The sequence below is a fragment of the Leclercia sp. UBA7405 genome, assembly GCF_037152215.1.
GTDB lineage: Bacteria > Pseudomonadota > Gammaproteobacteria > Enterobacterales > Enterobacteriaceae > Enterobacter > Enterobacter pneumoniae.
Map to the genome: position 1 here is coordinate 45,878 of NZ_JBBCMR010000007.1, position 18,121 is coordinate 63,998.

17 protein-coding genes are annotated in these 18,121 nt (G+C 55.9%); 9 read left to right on the forward strand and 8 right to left on the reverse strand.

Features of this window, described 5'->3' with window-relative positions; genetic code table 11:
* Window positions 1-25: 25 nt before the first annotated feature.
* From WFN75_RS20865 to cpxP, 4 genes are all read right to left on the reverse strand, one after another.
* Entirely contained in the window at window positions 26-1,015 is a 990-nt protein-coding gene (locus WFN75_RS20865) for a sulfate ABC transporter substrate-binding protein (protein ID WP_207292639.1), read from the reverse strand.
* Window positions 1,016-1,146: 131 nt separating this feature from the next.
* Window positions 1,147-2,109, reverse strand: a complete 963-nt coding sequence (pfkA, locus tag WFN75_RS20870) for a 6-phosphofructokinase (protein WP_040078006.1) — start codon at window positions 2,107-2,109, stop codon at window positions 1,147-1,149.
* Window positions 2,110-2,274: 165 nt separating this feature from the next.
* On the reverse strand, window positions 2,275-3,189 hold the full coding sequence (gene fieF, locus WFN75_RS20875; protein WP_040078004.1) for a CDF family cation-efflux transporter FieF: 915 nt from the start codon (window positions 3,187-3,189) through the stop codon (window positions 2,275-2,277).
* Window positions 3,190-3,342: 153 nt separating this feature from the next.
* Window positions 3,343-3,843, reverse strand: coding sequence for a cell-envelope stress modulator CpxP (gene cpxP, locus WFN75_RS20880; protein WP_040078003.1), 501 nt, complete (start codon window positions 3,841-3,843; stop codon window positions 3,343-3,345).
* Window positions 3,844-3,993: 150 nt separating this feature from the next.
* Here cpxP and cpxR point away from each other — a divergent pair, with 150 nt between their 5' ends.
* Together cpxR and cpxA are read left to right on the forward strand one after the other, a co-directional pair.
* A complete protein-coding gene (cpxR, locus tag WFN75_RS20885) occupies window positions 3,994-4,692 on the forward strand; it encodes an envelope stress response regulator transcription factor CpxR (protein WP_040078001.1) in 699 nt (232 codons plus the stop codon).
* Window positions 4,689-6,062: an envelope stress sensor histidine kinase CpxA gene (gene cpxA / locus WFN75_RS20890; RefSeq protein ID WP_040078000.1), complete on the forward strand. Its 1,374-nt coding sequence runs from the start codon at window positions 4,689-4,691 to the stop codon at window positions 6,060-6,062. Before cpxR ends, cpxA begins: the two co-directional genes overlap by 4 nt.
* A 102-nt stretch (window positions 6,063-6,164) precedes the next feature.
* On the opposite strand, the gene yiiM is transcribed toward cpxA, so the two are convergent.
* The 4 genes from yiiM to rhaS (WFN75_RS20910) all read right to left on the reverse strand — a co-directional run bounded on the left by yiiM (window position 6,165) and on the right by rhaS (WFN75_RS20910) (window position 9,435).
* Window positions 6,165-6,839 (reverse strand): 6-hydroxyaminopurine reductase, encoded by a 675-nt coding sequence (yiiM, locus tag WFN75_RS20895; protein ID WP_046886202.1) that lies wholly within the window; start codon window positions 6,837-6,839, stop codon window positions 6,165-6,167.
* Window positions 6,840-6,905: 66 nt separating this feature from the next.
* Window positions 6,906-7,526, reverse strand: a complete 621-nt coding sequence (gene sodA, locus WFN75_RS20900; protein ID WP_003861999.1) for a superoxide dismutase [Mn] — start codon at window positions 7,524-7,526, stop codon at window positions 6,906-6,908.
* Between the two features lie 152 nt (window positions 7,527-7,678).
* On the reverse strand, window positions 7,679-8,527 hold the full coding sequence (gene rhaR, locus WFN75_RS20905; protein ID WP_336996752.1) for an HTH-type transcriptional activator RhaR: 849 nt from the start codon (window positions 8,525-8,527) through the stop codon (window positions 7,679-7,681).
* A gap of 71 nt (window positions 8,528-8,598) precedes the next feature.
* The gene (rhaS, locus tag WFN75_RS20910; RefSeq protein WP_040077995.1) at window positions 8,599-9,435 is read right to left on the reverse strand and encodes an HTH-type transcriptional activator RhaS; all 837 of its coding nucleotides are present in this window, start codon (window positions 9,433-9,435) and stop codon (window positions 8,599-8,601) included.
* A gap of 301 nt (window positions 9,436-9,736) precedes the next feature.
* Between rhaS (WFN75_RS20910) and rhaB the strand changes: the two genes are divergently transcribed.
* From rhaB to WFN75_RS20945, 7 genes are all read left to right on the forward strand, one after another.
* Window positions 9,737-11,206: a rhamnulokinase gene (gene rhaB / locus WFN75_RS20915; RefSeq protein ID WP_286772237.1), complete on the forward strand. Its 1,470-nt coding sequence runs from the start codon at window positions 9,737-9,739 to the stop codon at window positions 11,204-11,206.
* Window positions 11,203-12,462 carry an L-rhamnose isomerase gene (gene rhaA / locus WFN75_RS20920; RefSeq protein ID WP_336996753.1) on the forward strand — a complete coding sequence of 420 codons (1,260 nt, stop codon included), beginning with the start codon at window positions 11,203-11,205 and terminating at the stop codon, window positions 12,460-12,462. Before rhaB ends, rhaA begins: the two co-directional genes overlap by 4 nt.
* Before the next feature lie 120 nt (window positions 12,463-12,582).
* Entirely contained in the window at window positions 12,583-13,413 is an 831-nt protein-coding gene (gene rhaD, locus WFN75_RS20925) for a rhamnulose-1-phosphate aldolase (protein ID WP_040077991.1), read from the forward strand.
* Between the two features lie 78 nt (window positions 13,414-13,491).
* Complete coding sequence (rhaS, locus tag WFN75_RS20930; RefSeq protein WP_286931827.1) at window positions 13,492-14,478, forward strand: rhamnose ABC transporter substrate-binding protein; 987 nt, start codon at window positions 13,492-13,494, stop codon at window positions 14,476-14,478.
* A 103-nt stretch (window positions 14,479-14,581) separates the two neighbouring features.
* Window positions 14,582-16,084, forward strand: coding sequence for a sugar ABC transporter ATP-binding protein (locus WFN75_RS20935; RefSeq protein WP_040077989.1), 1,503 nt, complete (start codon window positions 14,582-14,584; stop codon window positions 16,082-16,084).
* Window positions 16,084-17,088 carry an ABC transporter permease gene (locus WFN75_RS20940; protein ID WP_046886195.1) on the forward strand — a complete coding sequence of 335 codons (1,005 nt, stop codon included), beginning with the start codon at window positions 16,084-16,086 and terminating at the stop codon, window positions 17,086-17,088. Before WFN75_RS20935 ends, WFN75_RS20940 begins: the two co-directional genes overlap by 1 nt.
* On the forward strand, window positions 17,085-18,089 hold the full coding sequence (locus WFN75_RS20945; protein ID WP_336996754.1) for an ABC transporter permease: 1,005 nt from the start codon (window positions 17,085-17,087) through the stop codon (window positions 18,087-18,089). The genes WFN75_RS20940 and WFN75_RS20945 overlap by 4 nt, the downstream gene beginning before the upstream one ends.
* Window positions 18,090-18,121: the final 32 nt, after the last annotated feature.

Consider the following 18,121-nt stretch of genomic DNA (forward strand, 5'->3'; position numbering starts at 1 on the left):
GGGTCATCGCCTTTTCCGCCAGATCTTAGCGTTTGCTGATCTGGTCGAAGGTACCGCCGTTGGAGAAGTGGTCCTTCTGCGCCTTCGCCCAGCCGCCGAACACATCGTCAATGGTGAAGAGCTTCAGTTTCGGGAAGGTGCTTTCATATTTCTTCGCCACCGCCTCATCACGCGGGCGATAGTAGTTCTTCGCCGCAATCTCTTGCCCTTCCGGGGTGTAGAGATATTTCAGATAGGCTTCCGCTACGGCTTTGGTCCCCTTCTTCTCGACCACTTTGTCGACCACAGAGACGGTCGGCTCGGCCAGAATCGACTCGCCCGGGGTCACAATTTCAAACTTGTCTTTACCCAGTTCGTTGGTCGCCAGCAGGGCTTCGTTTTCCCAGGCAATCAGCACATCGCCAATACCCCGTTCAACAAAGGTGTTGGTTGCGCCACGTGCGCCGGAGTCCAGCACTTCCACGTTTTTAAACAACGCCTTCACGAAATCCTGCGCTTTTGCCTGGTCATTGTTGTTGTGGTGAAGGGCATAACCCCATGCAGCAAGGTAGTTCCAGCGTGCGCCACCGGAGCTTTTCGGATTTGGCGTGATAACAGAAACGCCCGGTTTAACCAGATCGTTCCAGTCATGAATCTGTTTCGGGTTACCTTTGCGTACCAGGAACACGATGGTAGAGGTGTAAGGGGCGGAGTTATCCGGCAGGCGTTTGATCCAGTTCTTATCAATACGACCACGCTCTGCAATGGCGTCCACGTCATAGGCCAGCGCCAGGGTGACCACGTCGGCTTCAATACCGTTGATGACGGACGTAGCTTGCTTACCTGAGCCACCGTGAGACTGACGGATCACGACATTATCGCCAGTTTCCTGTTTCCAGTGCGCCGCGAAGGCCTTGTTGTACTGTTCGTACAGTTCACGCGTCGGGTCGTACGACACGTTCAGTAACTGGATATCCTTAGCCAGAACGCTGGTCGAAGCCAGCAATAATGTTAATCCTACGCTCCACTTATTCATCGCCCAACTCTCTAATGTGATATTTGATGAGTGAAGCGTGCCAGAAAGCGGACCATTGATTAAAGAATAAAAAAAGATTGGTTATAGCGGTGATGAATAAAAGCCCTCTCCGGACGGAGAGGGCCAGAAGATTAATACAGTTTTTTCGCGCAGTCTAACCAGTCACCTTTGAACGGACGCTTCATATTTTCAATCGCGTCGATGATGTCATGGTGAACCAGTTTTTCGTTCTGAATACCGACGCAGCGGCCACCGTGGCCCTGCAGCAGCAGATCGATCGCATATGCGCCCATGCGGGATGCCAGGATACGGTCGTATGGCCCTGGGGAGCCGCCGCGCTGGATGTGGCCCAGTACGGTCGCACGGGTTTCGCGCTTGGTTTCGGTTTCGATGTACTTCGCCAGTTCATCTACATCACAGATGTGCTCAGTGATGGCTACGATGGCGTGCTTCTTACCTTTCGCGATACCGGCTTTGATTTCTGCTACCAGGTCTTCACGGCTGAATTCCACTTCCGGCACTACGACGAACTCACAACCCCCCGCGATGGCCGCAGCCAGCGTCAGGTCGCCACAGTAGCGGCCCATCACTTCAACGATGGAGATACGCTGGTGGGAAGAGGAGGTGTCACGCAGGCGGTCAATCGCTTCAACGACGGTACCCAGTGCGGTGAAGAAACCGATGGTGTAGTCGGTACCTTTGATGTCGTTATCGATGGTGCCCGGCAGACCGATGCACGGGAAGCCCATTTCAGTGAGACGTTTTGCCCCCATGTAGGAGCCATCGCCCCCGATAACAACCAGTGCGTCCAGGCCGCGCTTCTTCATGTTTTCGATCGCCACTTCACGGATGCGATCATCGCGGAACTCAGGGAAACGTGCAGACCCCAGGAAGGTGCCGCCACGGTTAATCATATCGGACACGCTGTAGCGGTCGAGTTGCACCATGCGATCTTCATACAGGCCCAGATAACCATCATAGATACCAAAAACTTCCAGACCTTCCGTCAACGCTGCACGGACTACACCACGAATTGCCGCGTTCATGCCCGGCGCATCACCGCCGCTTGTCAACACACCGATTTTCTTAATCATGACTACCTCTGAACTTAGGAATGCAAAAATGAAATCTGTTGCCGGAAGACGTCTGGCGACCAATTTATACTGCAAATAGTATATCAATCACTTCCGGCTGAATTGATTCAGGTCAGACCCAATGGCGGTAATTTATCCACAAAATGCTGGCCTGGCTCACTTTTTTTACAACGAATTACGAAAGCTCAAATGGTCATTGCCTGACCTGGGTACGACTGAGCAGGGATCCTGATGAATAATGACATCTGAGCCCGGGAAACGCTGCAAAATCGCCTGCTCGACCTGCTCAGCCACCAGATGGGCCTGAACAAGCGGCAGGTTATCTTCCATTTCCAAATGAATCTGTATAAAGCGGGTCGGCCCTGACTGCCGCGTGCGAAGATCGTGCGCCCCGCTGACGCCAGGCCAGGAGATCACGATTTCAAAGATTTCTTGCCGTTCTGCGTCGGGAAGTGCCCGGTCCAGAAGCGCTTGTACCGCTTCATAGCCCATGCGTAACGCACAATATAAAATATACACCCCGATACCTAACGCGAATATTGCATCGGCCCGGTGCCACCCGTACCAGGCGAGACCGAGTGCAATAAGAATAGCGCCATTCATCATAACATCAGACTGATAATGAAGCATATCTGCCCGTACCGCCTGGCTTTGCGTTTTTCGCACCACCCAGCGCTGGAACGTAACAAGAACTAATGTGCTAATAAGCGCGATAACCGTCACCCCAACGCCTACGCCCGGATCTTTCATCGGCGTTGGGTTAAAAAGATGCTGGATGCCGGTCAAAAAGAGAAACAGCGCCGAACCCGAAATAAACATACTTTGCGCCAGCGCGGCAAGGGATTCCGCCTTACCGTGGCCAAAGGTATGTTCCTCGTCTGCGGGTTGCAGCGAGTAGCGCACCACCAGAAGGTTGGTGAGCGAGGCGGCAATATCCACCAGCGAGTCTACCAGTGCCGCCAGAATGCTGACCGAGCCGGTGTACCACCACGCGAAAATTTTTATCAGCAGTAATCCCGACGCCATAATCGTCGCTGCGATTGCCGCCCGGCTTACAAGCCGTCCATAGGATTGATTCATAAACACTCCTGTCATGACATGCCGCTAGTATAACGGATGCAGGGGAGCCAATAAGATGAATAAAAAGTTAACGCGCGCGAATTTCAGGCAAAAAAAACCCCCACATCATGTGGGGGAAGACAGGGATGGTGTCTATGGCAAGGAAAACAGGGTTTACTGGTTGCTACGGGTATTGCTACTGAAAAACGTTGAGTCGGAACTCTTCTGCATCCGTGCAACCTCACGCAACTGATCCATCCGTTGCTGATGTTTCTCGTTCAGAACCGCTTGCTGCTCGGGCGTTAGCAGATGGAACATTTGGTTGCGGACCCGGGCCATCTCGACCTGGCGAGCAACCTGCTCTTGCGCCATCTTTTCTGCCTGAACGCGCACAGCGCTTTCATCAAAATTTTCTGCGGTGACAAGGCGGTGCATTGTCTCCATTTCGCTAACATTAACAGGGGGCTGGTCATGTCTTGCCCTCTGCATTAGATCCCGCATCTGTTGACGCTGATGTTCGGTTAAACTTATGCCGTCAAACATATGGCTTTGGCTGCTGGGTTGCGTAATGCCCTCACTGGAGGACTTGTTATCGCCGGTGATGACTCCAGCCGCCTGGCTTAAAGCACTAAACGCCAGTGTTGAGGCCATGACGGCAGCGGTAACTTTGCGCATCACTTGCTCCCAAAATCTTTCGTGTCGCGATTCAACGAGAGACAGTCTACGATTCAGGCTGCAAACATGCGTCAGGGGGTGTAAAACAACGTAAAGTCATGGATTAGATAGCCTTGATGACGTAATTTCTGCCTCGGAGGTATTTAAACAATGAATAAAATCCTGTTAGTTGATGATGACCGAGAGCTGACATCCCTGTTGAAGGAGTTGCTCGACATGGAAGGCTTTGATGTACAAGTTGCCCATGACGGGGAACAGGCGCTGGGTCTCCTTGACGATAGCATTGACTTGCTTTTGCTCGACGTCATGATGCCGAAGAAAAACGGTATCGACACCCTTAAAGAGCTTCGCCAGACACACCAGACACCCGTTATTATGCTGACCGCGCGCGGCAGCGAACTTGACCGCGTCCTCGGCCTTGAGCTGGGCGCAGACGACTATCTACCGAAACCGTTCAATGACCGTGAACTGGTGGCCCGTATTCGCGCGATTCTGCGCCGTTCACACTGGAGCGAGCAGCAGCAGAATACCGATACCGGATCGCCAACCCTTGAAGTGGACTCCCTGAGCCTGAATCCAGGTCGCCAGGAAGCGAGCTTTGACGGTCAGGCGCTGGAGTTGACCGGTACCGAATTCACCCTGCTTTATCTCCTGGCGCAACATCTGGGCCAGGTGGTATCGCGTGAACATCTTAGCCAGGAAGTGCTGGGTAAACGTCTCACACCGTTCGATCGGGCCATTGATATGCACATCTCTAACCTGCGCCGTAAGTTGCCAGAGCGTAAGGATGGGCATCCGTGGTTTAAAACCCTGCGTGGCCGTGGTTATCTGATGGTCTCCGCTTCATGATAGGCAGCTTAACCGCCCGCATCTTCGCCATTTTCTGGCTGACGCTGGCACTGGTTTTGATGCTGGTCTTGATGCTGCCTAAGCTCGATTCCCGCCAGATGACGGAGCTCCTCGATAGCGAGCAACGTCAGGGCATCATGATTGAGCAGCACGTAGAAGCGGAGCTCGCTATTGATCCGCCCAATGATTTGATGTGGTGGCGCAGGCTTTTTCGCGCCATTGATAAATGGGCGCCGCCCGGCCAACGTCTTCTGCTGGTGACCAGCGAAGGGCGCGTGATCGGTGCGGAACGCAGTGAAATGCAGATCATTCGCAACTTTATTGGCCAGGCAGATAACGCCGACCATCCGCAAAAGAAAAAATATGGTCGGGTCGAGATGGTGGGGCCCTTCTCCGTGCGTGACGGGGAAGATAACTACCAGCTTTACCTGATTCGTCCTGCAAGCAATTCCCAGTCCGATTTTATTAACCTGCTATTCGACCGGCCGCTTCTGCTGCTGATTGTCACGATGCTGGTCAGCTCGCCGCTGCTGTTGTGGCTGGCATGGAGTCTGGCTAAACCTGCACGTAAGTTGAAAAATGCGGCCGATGAAGTGGCGCAGGGTAACCTGCGACAGCACCCTGAACTGGAAGCGGGACCGCAAGAATTCCTGGCGGCAGGGGCCAGTTTTAACCAGATGGTGACGGCGCTTGAGCGGATGATGACCACCCAGCAACGTCTGTTATCTGACATCTCTCACGAGCTACGCACGCCGCTGACGCGCCTGCAGCTCGGAACCGCCCTGCTTCGCCGCCGTAGCGGAGAGAGCAAAGAGCTGGAGCGTATCGAAACGGAAGCGCACCGTCTGGATAGCATGATCAACGACCTGCTGGTGATGTCTCGCAACCAGCAGAAAAATGCGCTGGTGAGCGAAAAGGTGAAGGCTAATCACCTGTGGCATGAGGTGCTGGACAACGCTGCCTTTGAAGCTGAGCAGATGGGCAAGTCGTTTACCGTTAACTTCCCGCCCGGACCCTGGCCGCTGTACGGTAACCCCAACACGCTGGAAAGCGCGCTGGAGAATATCGTGCGTAACGCCCTGCGTTACTCGCATACGAAGATTGAGGTGGCCTTCTCGGTCGATAAAGACGGCATTACCATTAACGTGGATGATGACGGCCCGGGCGTAAGTCCGGAAGATCGCGAACAGATTTTCCGTCCGTTCTACCGTACCGATGAGGCGCGCGATCGCGAGTCTGGCGGCACGGGGTTGGGTCTGGCGATTGTCGAGACCGCGATGCAGCAGCACAATGGATGGGTGAAAGCCGATGACAGTCCGCTGGGCGGACTTCGGTTGACGCTGTGGCTGCCGCTGTATAAACGTTCGTAACACCCCCCCTCACCCTAACCCTCTCCCCATAGGGGAGAGGGGACTGCCCCATGCGTTTTTTCACCCTCGCCCCTTTGGGGAGAGGGCCGGGGTGAGGGGCCGTTACCTCCCCCACAATCTCCGCGAATTATCCTCGATCTTCCCGCTAATACGGCGCTTCTGCATCGTTCTGGTCCAGCTGGTGGACAATCCTGCCGCCGACAGCAGACGATGGTACTGCTCATCGTCAAACGGCATATGCCAGGCGATCGCGCAGGCATCGTACACCGACACATCACTCACGCGGGAAACGAGTTCCAGTGGGGCATCCGTCAGCACTTTCCCCGCCAGCACCACCCGGTAGAGCCAGCCGGTTTTACCGGCACTTTGCAGCCGGGCGGACATATCCTCTATGCCAAAATGGTAGTTCAGTTTGAAGCACGGCGAACGCGGCTGCGTCACCTGAATCAGGGCATCACCCCAGCGGAAGATATCGCCGATAAAGACGTTTTGTTCGGTCAGCCCTTCGGTAGAGAGGTTCTCGCCAAACGCGGGGGCGACGAAGCGCTCCGCCTGCCCGGGGAATTCATTCATCCAGAAAGCATAATGCTCGCGCGGATAGTGGCACAGCGCGCGCTCCGGCCCGCCGTGAATTTTCTTTTCAGCCTGCTCATCACCCACGAGACCGCGCTCGGTTAAGCTCAGCTCGCCGTCTACCTGTACTTTGGCGATAGCGCTGGGGCGGCTGCCTTCGTACTCTGTTACCTTGCCTGTAAACACGTTGACCGGGTAGTGCATCTCTACTCCTTCAGATACAAAAAAAGCGAGTCATCAGACTCGCTTCTCATTCAGGTCAATGCAACCTTATTTTTTAGCAGCGAAACGCGCAGCAGCTTCGTCCCAGTTCACGACATCCCAGAAGGCTTTGATGTAGTCAGGGCGACGGTTCTGGAACTTCAGGTAGTAAGCGTGTTCCCACACGTCCAGACCCAGGATTGGGAAACCGGATGCACCAGAGATTGCTTCACCCATCAGCGGGGAGTCCTGGTTAGCAGTAGAAACTACCGCCAGTTTGTCGCCTTTCAGCACCAGCCACGCCCAGCCAGAGCCGAAACGGGTCGCAGCGGCTTTTTCAAACTCAGCTTTGAAGTTGTCCACGGAACCGAAGTCACGCTCGATAGCGGCTTTCAGGTCGCCCTGCAGGGTGGTGCCAGTTTTCAGGCCTTTCCAGAACAGGCTGTGGTTAGCGTGACCACCTGCGTTGTTACGCAGTACGGTTTTTTTGTCGGCTGGCAGCTGGTCCAGTTTGGTGATCAGCTCTTCAACCGGCAGGTTAGCGAACTCTGGCAGGCTTTCCAGCGCAGCGTTCGCGTTGTTCACGTAAGTCTGGTGGTGTTTAGTGTGATGGATTTCCATCGTCTGCTTGTCGAAATGCGGTTCCAGTGCGTCATAGGCATACGGCAGGGATGGCAGTGTATAACTCATAATCCTCTCCATTAGTGTCGGGCGGCACAGCTGTTAATGCCGCGTAAGCAGTTGGTTCATTATAGTTAATTAAATGATATTGAAAATGATTATCAATGCCACACTCTTTGTGTGGTTATTAATTTATTATAAATGACTGAATGACGGGGCGATCATGCCGCCTTGCGGCTGCGCTGGCGCCACTGGACCGGCGTCATGCCCACTTCGCGGTTGAACACCACGGAGAAGTAGTTACTGTCCTCAAATCCGCAGCGCATCGCCACCTCACTCACCATCAGTTCCGTGTGCTGCAACAGATATTGTGCGTGGCAGATCCGCAGCTGGCGCAGGTAATGATTAACCGTCATACCGGTCTGCGTGCGGAACTGCTGGCGCAATGCCCGCTCGCTGCACTGCTCCTGCTCGCAGAACTTCTCCAGCACAAAGCTGCGGTTCAGGCTGCCCGCCAGAGCGGTGATGAGTTTGTCGAGCAGGGCTTCCTGCTCATTCGCTGAAGGGTGATCGGTGGCGTAACGAAAGCGCTTAAGGGTCATCACCAGCTGCGCGAAAAGGAGTTCAGACATTGAGTTAGCAAGGGGATCACTCTTCTGGCTCTCTTGCTCCAGTTGGGCAATCACCTGTCGAACCTGAGCCATGCCGTTACTGCTCAGTCGCCAGTGCGGTTCGCCGCGCGCCTCAGTAAAACGCGGAATAGCCGCCGCCCAGTCGACGTTGAGCTTCAGCCTTTCAGGGCAGTAGATAACGTTCTGCAACACCAGGTCGTTAACAGAAGCGTAGGAGTGTTTATCTTCGGCGCGAATGTAAAACAGGTCACCGCGGGTGATGCGATAAGGACGGTCATTAAGCACGTGAAGCCCGTTGCCTCGCCAGACCAAAACCATTTCGCAAAACTCATGGGTATGCTCGGCAAAGACATTTTGCGGGTAGCGATCCGCCACAGCAACGGCCTGGTCGGCACCGGCAAAAAAGTCGGCTTTGCGAAGGATCAACTGAGCGGCCACGGTACACCTCAACGACTAATAACCGCTTATTATCGGCCATTTACGCTGAAAAAACGGTGATTTTCCTCGCGTTACTGAAGCGGCGTATCCCGGCCCTGGCGGATGTCGCGCGGGGACCAGTTAAATTCCCGGCGAAATAGCGTTGAAAAATGGTTACTGTCGCCGAAACCGCAGCGATAAGCGATATCTGTCACGCTCTCATCGGTGTGGCGCAACAGATGACGCGCTTTAATCAGGCGTAAACGGTTGAGATAGCGCTGTGGCGTCGACCCGGTGTGCTGTTTCAGCTGGCGATGCAGGGTGCGCAGCGAAAGCGAAAAGTTATCTGCCAGCGTTTCCCAGCACACATCTTCGGCAAAATGGTCTTCCAGCCACGCCATCAGCTGATTAAGACGCTCATCGTTATTGCCCGCCTTTTCCATCAGGCTGCTACGGCGCAGCAGGACCAGCAGCTGCATAAACAGCAACTCATAACTGGCGATGGCATGGGTATCCCCGCCAGCGTCCATCATCTCCATCTGGCTTACCAGCTGCCTCACCTGCTGTAAGGTGGACTGGTTAACACGCCAGTGCGACGGATAATGGCCGTCCTGCTCCTGCGGCAACAGCTTATTCAGTCCCGACAGAAACTGGAACGCCTCTGGCGAACGGTAGAGAACATTGGTCAGGCAGAGGTTGTCGGTATGTTCATATAAATGCCGATCATGATCGCGCACAAAGCAGACGGTACCGCCGCTAATGGTGTAGGGCTGGCCGTTGAATACGTGTATGCCGGTGCCGTGTTCCACAATCACAATCTCATGAAAATCATGATGGTGTTCTGGAAACGCCGCCTGAGGAAGCCGTGGCTCGATCGCGACTGGCGAACCTCCAGAAGGGAAAAAATCCACGCTGTGCAGTACGGTCATAACGGCCCCTACGAATGAGAAATGTTCTCAAAATAGTAATTAAGCCCCTGCGAACTCACCTTAAATTTTTGACAGCAAAGTGCGCAAAGCCTGTCGGTTTTTTAAGAAACGCGCGGAAAGATCGGGAAATGCGGTCAGGGTCACATCTCCTGAATTCCCGGTGATAACTGGAAACTGTGAACTCTCTCACGTTCACCTTCGCTTTCTTGCCAGCTGCCGATTTTGCCTGTCAGTGGCAAGAAGGTCTGTTTTTCTTCCCTTTCTTACACTCTCCGCTAATGACTTAAGAAAGGATCTGACCATGACTGTTCGCCATTGCGTGGCTGTCGATTTAGGTGCCTCCAGCGGCCGCGTCATGCTGGCCCGCTATGAACCTGCTCAGCGCACACTTTCGCTACGCGAAATCCACCGCTTTGTGAACTGCCTGCAGAAGCAGGACGGTTTTGATATCTGGGATATCGATAGCCTGGAGGCGGAAATCCGTACCGGCCTGAATAAGGTATGCGATGAGGGTATGCGTATCGACAGTATCGGCATTGATACCTGGGGAGTGGATATCGTGCTGCTGGGCCACAACGGTGAGCGCGTTGGCCTGCCTGTTTCATATCGTGATGCCCGTACAGACGGCGTCATGGCCCGCGCCGTGGAGCAATTAGGTAAAGCCGACATCTACGGCCGCAGCGGCATTCAGTTTCTCCCTTTCAACACCCTGTATCAATTGCGTGCATTGGTGGAGCAGCAGCCAGAGCTGACGGCACAGGTTGCCCATGCGCTGATGATCCCGGACTACTTCAGCTACCGGCTGACCGGGAACATGAACTGGGAGTACACCAATGCCACTACCACGCAGCTGGTGAATATCAATTCTGATACCTGGGATGAGAACCTGTTGAACTGGACGGGGGCATCTCCCCAGTGGTTTGGCACCCCGACTCACCCGGGCAACGTGATTGGCCAATGGGGCAGTCCGCAGGGCAACACTATCCCGGTGGTGGCCGTCGCCAGCCATGATACCGCCAGCGCCGTGATTGCAGCGCCGCTGGCCGATCAGGATGCGGCGTATCTCTCTTCCGGCACCTGGTCGCTGATGGGCTTTGAGAGCAAAACCCCCTACACCTGCGAGAAGGCGCTGGCGGCCAATATCACTAACGAAGGCGGCGCCGAAGGGCGCTACCGGGTGCTGAAAAATATTATGGGGCTCTGGCTGCTTCAGCGGGTGCTGAAAGAGCAGGCCATCAGCGACCTGCCTGCGCTGATTGCAGAGACCGAAAGGCTGGCGCCCTGCCGCTTCCTGATCAACCCCAATGATGATCGTTTTATCAACCCGGCAAACATGAGCAGCGAAATTCAGAGTGCCTGCCGTGAAAGCCATCAACCGGTGCCTCATCTGCCGGCTGAATTAGCGCGCTGCATCTTCGACAGCCTCGCCCTGCTCTATGCCGACGTACTGAGCGAACTGGCAGCACTACGCGGCAAACCGTTTAGCCAGTTGCACATTGTGGGTGGCGGCTGCCAGAACGCGCTGCTGAATCAGCTTTGCGCCGACGCCTGCGGGATCACGGTGATTGCCGGGCCGATTGAAGCCTCTACGCTCGGCAATATCGGTATCCAGCTCATGACCCTGGATGAGCTGCGTAGCGTCGATGAATTCCGAACGCTGGTCAGTCACAACGACAATCTCACCACGTTCACCCCTAATTCCTGCCATGAAATTGCCCGCTACCGGGCACAGTTTCAGCAAAACCGACTGACAAAGGAGCTTTGCGCATGACCACTCAATTAGAACAAGCCTGGGAACTGGCTAAACAGCGTTTCGCCGCCGTGGGCGTGGATGTCGAGGAGGCGCTCCGTCAGCTCGATCGTCTGCCGGTCTCCATGCACTGCTGGCAGGGCGACGACGTCGCAGGCTTCGAGAACCCAGGCGGCGCACTGACGGGTGGTATTCAGGCAACCGGCAACTATCCGGGTAAAGCCCGCAACGCCGGGGAGCTACGCGCGGATCTGGAGTTGGCCCTGAGCCTCATCCCCGGGCCTAAGCGCCTTAACCTGCATGCCATCTACCTTGAATCCGACGAGCCCATCGCCCGTAACAAAATCAAGCCGGAACACTTTAAAAACTGGGTGGAGTGGGCAAAAGCAAACAAGCTGGGTCTGGATTTTAACCCCTCCTGCTTCTCCCACCCGCTCAGCGCGGATGGCTTTACCCTTGCCCATATTGATGACGAGATTCGCCAGTTCTGGATCGAGCACGTGCAGGCCTGCCGTCGTATCTCGGCTTACTTGGGCGAGCAGCTTGGCACGCCATCGGTGATGAACATCTGGGTCCCGGACGGCATGAAAGACATCACCGTCGACCGCCTCGCGCCGCGTCAGCGTCTGCTGAATGCGCTGGATGAGGCGATCAGCGAGAAACTTAACCCGGCGCACCACATCGACGCCGTAGAGAGCAAGCTGTTCGGCATTGGCGCAGAGAGCTATACCGTGGGCTCCGGCGAGTTCTACATGGGTTACGCCACCAGCCGCCAGACGGCATTGTGTCTGGATGCCGGCCACTTCCACCCAACCGAAGTGATCTCCGACAAAATTTCCGCCGCCATGCTCTACGTGCCGCGCCTGCTGCTGCATGTAAGCCGCCCGGTGCGCTGGGACAGTGACCATGTCGTGCTACTGGATGACGAGACCCAGGCCATTGCCAGCGAGATTATCCGCCACGACCTGTTCGACCGCGTGCACATCGGCCTCGACTTCTTTGATGCCTCTATCAACCGCATCGCGGCATGGGTTATCGGCACCCGCAATATGAAGAAAGCCCTGCTGCGCGCCCTGCTGGAGCCAACTGCGGAGCTGAAGAAACTGGAAGCGCAAGGCGATTACACCGCGCGTCTGGCGCTGCTGGAAGAGCAAAAATCACTGCCATGGCAGGCCGTCTGGGAGATGTACTGCCAGCGTAATGACACGCCGGCAGGCAGCCAGTGGCTGAATAACGTGCGGGCGTATGAGAAAGACGTGCTGAGTCAGCGCGGATAACTGCCCCCTCACCCCTGCCCTCTCCCCAAAGAGGAGAGGGTGTTCAAATTCCCTTTCCCCTTTGGGGAAAGGGTTAGGGTGAGGGGTGTTACCTCACCGCGATAACTGGAAAAGAAAACTATGCAGACCATCACTAACGCCTGGTTCGTCCAGGGCATGATTAAAGCCACTTCCGATGCCTGGCTGAAAGGCTGGGATGAGCGCAACGGCGGTAACCTGACGCTGCGTCTTGATGACGCAGATATCGCGCCGTTTGAAGCGGATTTTCACCAGAATCCGCGCTATATCGCGCTGAGCCAGCCTATGCCTTTGTTGGCGAATACCCCTTTTATCGTGACCGGTTCCGGTAAGTTCTTCCGCAACGTACAGCTCGACCCGACCGCAAACTTAGGCGTGGTAAAAGTGGACAGCGACGGCGCGGGGTACCACATTCTTTGGGGGCTCACAAACGAAGCGGTGCCAACCTCAGAGCTGCCGGCACACTTCCTCTCCCACTGCGAGCGCATTAAGGCGACTCATGGCAAAGACCGGGTGATCATGCACTGCCACGCAACGAACCTGATCGCCCTGACCTATGTGCTGGAAAACAATACCGACTTCATTACCCGCAAACTGTGGGAAGGCAGTACCGAGTGTCTGGTGGTGTTCCCGGACGGGGTTGGCATCTTACCGTGGATGGTACCGGGCACCGATGAGATCGGCGAAGCCACTGCGCAAGAGATGCAGAAGCATTCGCTGGTGCTGTGGCCATTCCACGGGGTATTTGGCAGCGGTCCAACGCTGGATGAAACCTTCGGTCTGATCGACACCGCCGAGAAGTCCGCAGAAGTGCTGGTAAAAGTCTATTCCATGGGGGGGATGAAACAGACCATCACCCGGGAAGAGTTGATTGCGCTGGGCAAACGCTTTGACGTCACCCCTATGCAGTCGGCGTTAGATCTCTACAAATAAGAACATCGCGCCCCGCTCACAGAGACGGGGCGAAACTTACCTGCAATCCCTACAACTGACTCAAGTGGAGTAAAAGCAATGAAAATAAAGACAAGCTTGATCCTCACCGTTGCCGCGCTGGCGTTGTCCGGTTCCGCCCTGGCGGAAGTTAAAATTGCCCTGGTGGCAAAATCGTTAGGTAATGGGTTCTTCGAAGCCGCCAACGTGGGCGCGCAAGAGGCAGCCAAAGAGTTAGGTGATGTTAAAGTCATTTATACCGGGCCGACCACCACCACCGCTGAAGCGCAGATCGAAGTGCTGAACGGTTTGATCGCCCAGGGGGTGGATGCGATCGCTATCTCCGCCAACGATCCTGATGCGCTGGTGCCAGTGCTGAAAAAAGCGATGCAGCGCGGTATTAAAGTCGTTTCCTGGGACTCTGGCGTGGCGAAAGCCGGTCGTCAGATCCACCTGAATCCTTCCAATAACGCCCTGATCGGCGAAACCAACGTGAAGCTGGCAGCCGACGCGCTGAAAGCCCTGAACGTGGAAAAAGGCGAAGTGGCCGTACTGAGCGCCACCCCCACCTCAACCAACCAGAATACCTGGATTGCCGAGATGAAAAAGGTGCTGCCACAGTACCCGTCCGTCAATCTGGTGACCGTGGCCTACGGCGACGATCTTTCTGATAAGAGCTATCGCGAAGCGGTGGGCCTGCTGAAAACGTATCCGGATCTGAAAGTGATCGTCTCGCCCTCCTCCGTAGGTATTGTTGCCGCCGCCCAGGCGGTGAAAGACCAGGGCAAGATAGGCAAAGTGTACGTCACCGGTTTAGGTCTGCCGTCTGAAATGGCGGGCGCGGTGAAATCGGGCGCCAGCAAAAGCTTCGCTATCTGGAATCCGATTGACCTTGGCTACGCCGCTACCTATCTGGCGGATGACCTGGTGAAAGGCACCGCCACCAAAGGCGAAGCCAGCATGGGCAGACTGGGCAAAGTGAAGCTGGATGCCGATGGCAACGGCGCCATGGCTGAGCCGTTTGTTTACGATGCCAGCAACATTGATAAGTTCTCGAAGATTTTCTAATCCTTTCTCCCTCTCCCTGTGGGAGAGGGTTGGGGTGAGGGCATCAGGCCGCACTCCCCTAACCTTCTCCCGAGGTGAGGGGGGATAAATATGGAGAACTATCATGACACCACTCCTCCAACTGAAGGGCATCACCAAGGTCTTCCCCGGCGTGCGTGCCCTTGAGAACGTTCAGCTTGAGCTCTGGCCAGGTAAAGTCACCGCCCTTATCGGCGAAAATGGCGCGGGCAAATCCACGCTGGTGAAAGTGATGACCGGCATTTACCAGCCTGAAGAGGGCGAAATTCTTTACAAGGCAATCCCTATTCAGCTCCCGACGCCGGAATCTGCGCACAAGGTCGGCATTACGGCAATTCATCAGGAAACCGTCCTGTTCGATGAACTCTCGGTCACCGAAAACATTTTTGTCGGTCAGTACCTCTATAAAGGCCTTTTTAAAAAACTCGACTGGTCAGAGATGCACCGCCGCGCGCAGGCCATCCTCACCCGTCTGGAGGTACAGATTGACCCACGGGCTACGCTAAAAACCCTGAGCATCGCCCAGCGGCACATGGTGGCGATCGCCCGCGCGCTGTCGTTTGATGCGCAGGTGGTGATCCTCGACGAGCCGACCGCGGCCCTGTCGCAGCACGAAATCCTCGAGTTTTATCAGATCGTGGAGCGCTTAAAACAGGACGGGAAAGCGATCCTCTTCATCTCGCATAAATTCGACGAAATCTTTGAGCTGGCCGACCATTACACCATTCTGCGCGATGGGGTGTATGTCGGTTCCGGCGCGATGAACGACATCACCGAAGAGCGGATGGTCGCCATGATGGTGGGCCGCGCCATCACTCAGACCTTCCCAAAAGTGGAGTGCGAAAAGGGCGAGACGGTGCTAGAGGTGAAAAACCTGTGTCACCCCACCGAGTTTGCCAACATCTCCTTTACCCTGCGCAAAGGCGAAATCCTCGGCTTTTACGGGCTGGTTGGCGCCGGGCGCACCGAGCTGATGCAGGCCCTCTCTGGCGTCTCGCGCCCCTCCTCCGGTGAAATCGTCCTGAAGGGTAAAACGCAGCATTTCCGCCAGCCGTCGGACGCCATCAAAGCCGGCATCGTCTGCGTGCCGGAAGAGCGCCAGAAGCAAGGGGCGATCATTGAGCTGTCGATTGCGCAGAACATCAGCCTGCCGCAGCTTGGCAAAATGAACCCCAACGGGGTGCTAAATCATGATCGTGAATGGCAGCTGGCGGATGAGTACGCCAGACGTCTGCAGGTGAAAGCCTTTAGCTGGAAACAGCCGGTTGAAACGCTTTCCGGCGGGAATCAGCAGAAGGTGGTGATCGGCAAATGGCTGGCGACACATCCTGACGTGATCATCCTCGATGAGCCAACAAAAGGCATTGATATTGGCTCCAAAGCCGCCGTTCATCAATTTATGTCCGAGCTTGTCGGTCAGGGTCTGGCGGTGATTATGGTCTCGTCAGAACTGCCGGAAGTGATGGGTATGGCCGATCGCATTATCGTCATGCACGAAGGGCTGATGGTGGCGGAGTATCAGGCAGGGGGCGCAACGGCAGAAACCATCGTCAGCGCCGCCAGCGGTGCAAAACAGGAGGCCGCATAATGGTCAGGCAACTGCTGAAACACCGTGAAGCGCTGCTGGGGGCGGTGATCATTTTGATGATCGTCGCCATTGGCAGTCGCGTGCCCTCGTTTATCGCCCCGGGAAACCTGGTGGAGATGTTTAACGATACCTCCATCCTCATCATTCTCGCCCTCGGCCAGATGATGGTGCTGCTCACCAAAGGCATCGATCTGTCGATGGCGGCTAACCTGGCGCTGACCGGCATGATCGTCGCGCTCATCAATTTCCATCATCCGGAGGTGCCCGTCTGGGCGCTGCTGATTCTGGCCACGGCGCTCGGCCTGCTGATGGGCATGATCAACGGGCTGCTGGTGTGGAAGCTCGGCATCCCGGCCATTGTGGTGACGCTGGGTACGATGAGCATCTATCGCGGGATTATCTTTTTACTTTCTGGCGGCGGCTGGGTGAACTCCAATCAGATGGGGGCAGATTTCCTCGGCCTGCCGCGTGCGGCGGTGCTGGGCTTGCCCGTACTGAGCTGGTGTGCGATTGCCGCTCTGTTGCTGGTGGGCTATTTCCTGCGTTACAGCCGCACCGGGCGTGCGCTCTACACCGCGGGCGGTAACGCCACGGCGGCCTACTACACCGGCATCAACGCCGGGAAGATGCAGTTTGTCAGCTTCTGCCTGTCCGGTGCGCTGGCAGGGTTCTGCGGATATCTGTGGATTTCCCGCTTCGCTGTGGCCTATGTCGACGTGGCTAACGGCTTTGAGCTGCAGGTGGTGGCCGCGTGCGTGATTGGCGGTATCAGCACGATGGGCGGCACCGGTCGCGTGCTCGGCTGCCTGTTCGGCGCACTGTTCCTCGGGGTAATTAACAATGCCCTGCCGGTCATCGGCGTGTCCCCGTTCTGGCAGATGGCCATTTCCGGCACGGTGATTGTGATTGCGGTGCTGCTCAACGAGCGCGGCAATAAACGCAAAGGGCGGTTGATTCTGCGCGATGCGGCGCTGGCGCGTCAGAAACTGGCGGTGAAATCATGAGCAAAATTATGACCACTGAAGAGATGAAACCGACCCCCTCATCGACGGGGTTGTTCCAGAAACTGCTGTGTTGGGAAGGGTTCTTGCTGGCGGTCACGCTGGCGGTATTTGTGGTGAATGCCCTCGCATCGCCTTATTTCCTCGATATCTGGAACCTGTCTGACGCCACTTTTAACTTCACCGAAAAAGCGATCATCGTGCTGCCGATGGCGATGTTGATTATCGCCCGCGAGATTGACCTCTCCGTGGCCTCTACCATTGCGCTGAGCTCTACGGTGATGGGCTTTTGCGCAGCGGCGGGCGTAGATACTCCGTTGCTGGTCTGCGTGGGGCTGGGCGTCGGGCTGCTGTGCGGCCTGTTCAACGGCTGGCTGGTGACGCGCTTTAACTTATCTTCCATTGTCATCACCATCGGCACTATGAGCCTCTATCGCGGGATCACCTACATCCTGCTTGGCGATCAGGCACTGAACAGCTATCCGGAGAGCTTTGCCTGGTTTGGGCAGGGTTACGTCTGGGGCGCACTGTCGTTTGAGTTCGCGCTGTTTATCGTGCTGGCGGCGGTGTTTGCCTTTGTGCTGCACCGCACCAACTTTGGTCGCCGGACCTATGCCATTGGCAATAACCCGACCGGCGCATGGTATTCCGGCATTAACGTGAAGCGTCACAACCTGCTGCTGTTTGCTCTGGTGGGGCTGATGGCGGGTCTCGCCTCGGTGTTACTTACCTCGCGCCTGGGCAGCACGCGCCCGACGATTGCGATGGGCTGGGAGCTGGCGGTAGTGACCATGGCGGTGCTGGGCGGTGTAAACATTCTGGGCGGATCCGGCAGCATGGTGGGGGTGATTATCGCCGCCTTCCTGATGGGGCTGGTGACCTTTGGCCTGAGCCTGCTCAACGTGCCGGGGATTGTGATGTCGGTGATTATCGGCGCGATGCTGATTGTGGTGATCTCACTGCCGATTATCACCCGGCGAATTATGCAGCGGAGACGGATTTAATTTCCCCCTCACCCTAACCCTCTCCCCTGGGG

Excerpts from the sequence above, each read along its gene's own strand:
- WFN75_RS20865 (WP_207292639.1), bottom strand. The coding sequence starts at position 1,015 with ATGAATAAGTGGAGCGTAGGATTAACATTATTGCTGGCTTCGACCAGC.
- pfkA (WP_040078006.1), bottom strand. The coding sequence starts at position 2,109 with ATGATTAAGAAAATCGGTGTGTTGACAAGCGGCGGTGATGCGCCGGGC.
- fieF (WP_040078004.1), bottom strand. The coding sequence starts at position 3,189 with ATGAATCAATCCTATGGACGGCTTGTAAGCCGGGCGGCAATCGCAGCG.
- cpxP (WP_040078003.1), bottom strand. The coding sequence starts at position 3,843 with ATGCGCAAAGTTACCGCTGCCGTCATGGCCTCAACACTGGCGTTTAGT.
- cpxR (WP_040078001.1), top strand. The coding sequence starts at position 3,994 with ATGAATAAAATCCTGTTAGTTGATGATGACCGAGAGCTGACATCCCTG.
- cpxA (WP_040078000.1), top strand. The coding sequence starts at position 4,689 with ATGATAGGCAGCTTAACCGCCCGCATCTTCGCCATTTTCTGGCTGACG.
- yiiM (WP_046886202.1), bottom strand. The coding sequence starts at position 6,839 with ATGCACTACCCGGTCAACGTGTTTACAGGCAAGGTAACAGAGTACGAA.
- sodA (WP_003861999.1), bottom strand. The coding sequence starts at position 7,526 with ATGAGTTATACACTGCCATCCCTGCCGTATGCCTATGACGCACTGGAA.
- rhaS (WP_040077995.1), bottom strand. The coding sequence starts at position 9,435 with ATGACCGTACTGCACAGCGTGGATTTTTTCCCTTCTGGAGGTTCGCCA.
- rhaB (WP_286772237.1), top strand. The coding sequence starts at position 9,737 with ATGACTGTTCGCCATTGCGTGGCTGTCGATTTAGGTGCCTCCAGCGGC.
- rhaA (WP_336996753.1), top strand. The coding sequence starts at position 11,203 with ATGACCACTCAATTAGAACAAGCCTGGGAACTGGCTAAACAGCGTTTC.
- rhaD (WP_040077991.1), top strand. The coding sequence starts at position 12,583 with ATGCAGACCATCACTAACGCCTGGTTCGTCCAGGGCATGATTAAAGCC.
- rhaS (WP_286931827.1), top strand. The coding sequence starts at position 13,492 with ATGAAAATAAAGACAAGCTTGATCCTCACCGTTGCCGCGCTGGCGTTG.
- WFN75_RS20935 (WP_040077989.1), top strand. The coding sequence starts at position 14,582 with ATGACACCACTCCTCCAACTGAAGGGCATCACCAAGGTCTTCCCCGGC.
- WFN75_RS20940 (WP_046886195.1), top strand. The coding sequence starts at position 16,084 with ATGGTCAGGCAACTGCTGAAACACCGTGAAGCGCTGCTGGGGGCGGTG.
- WFN75_RS20945 (WP_336996754.1), top strand. The coding sequence starts at position 17,085 with ATGAGCAAAATTATGACCACTGAAGAGATGAAACCGACCCCCTCATCG.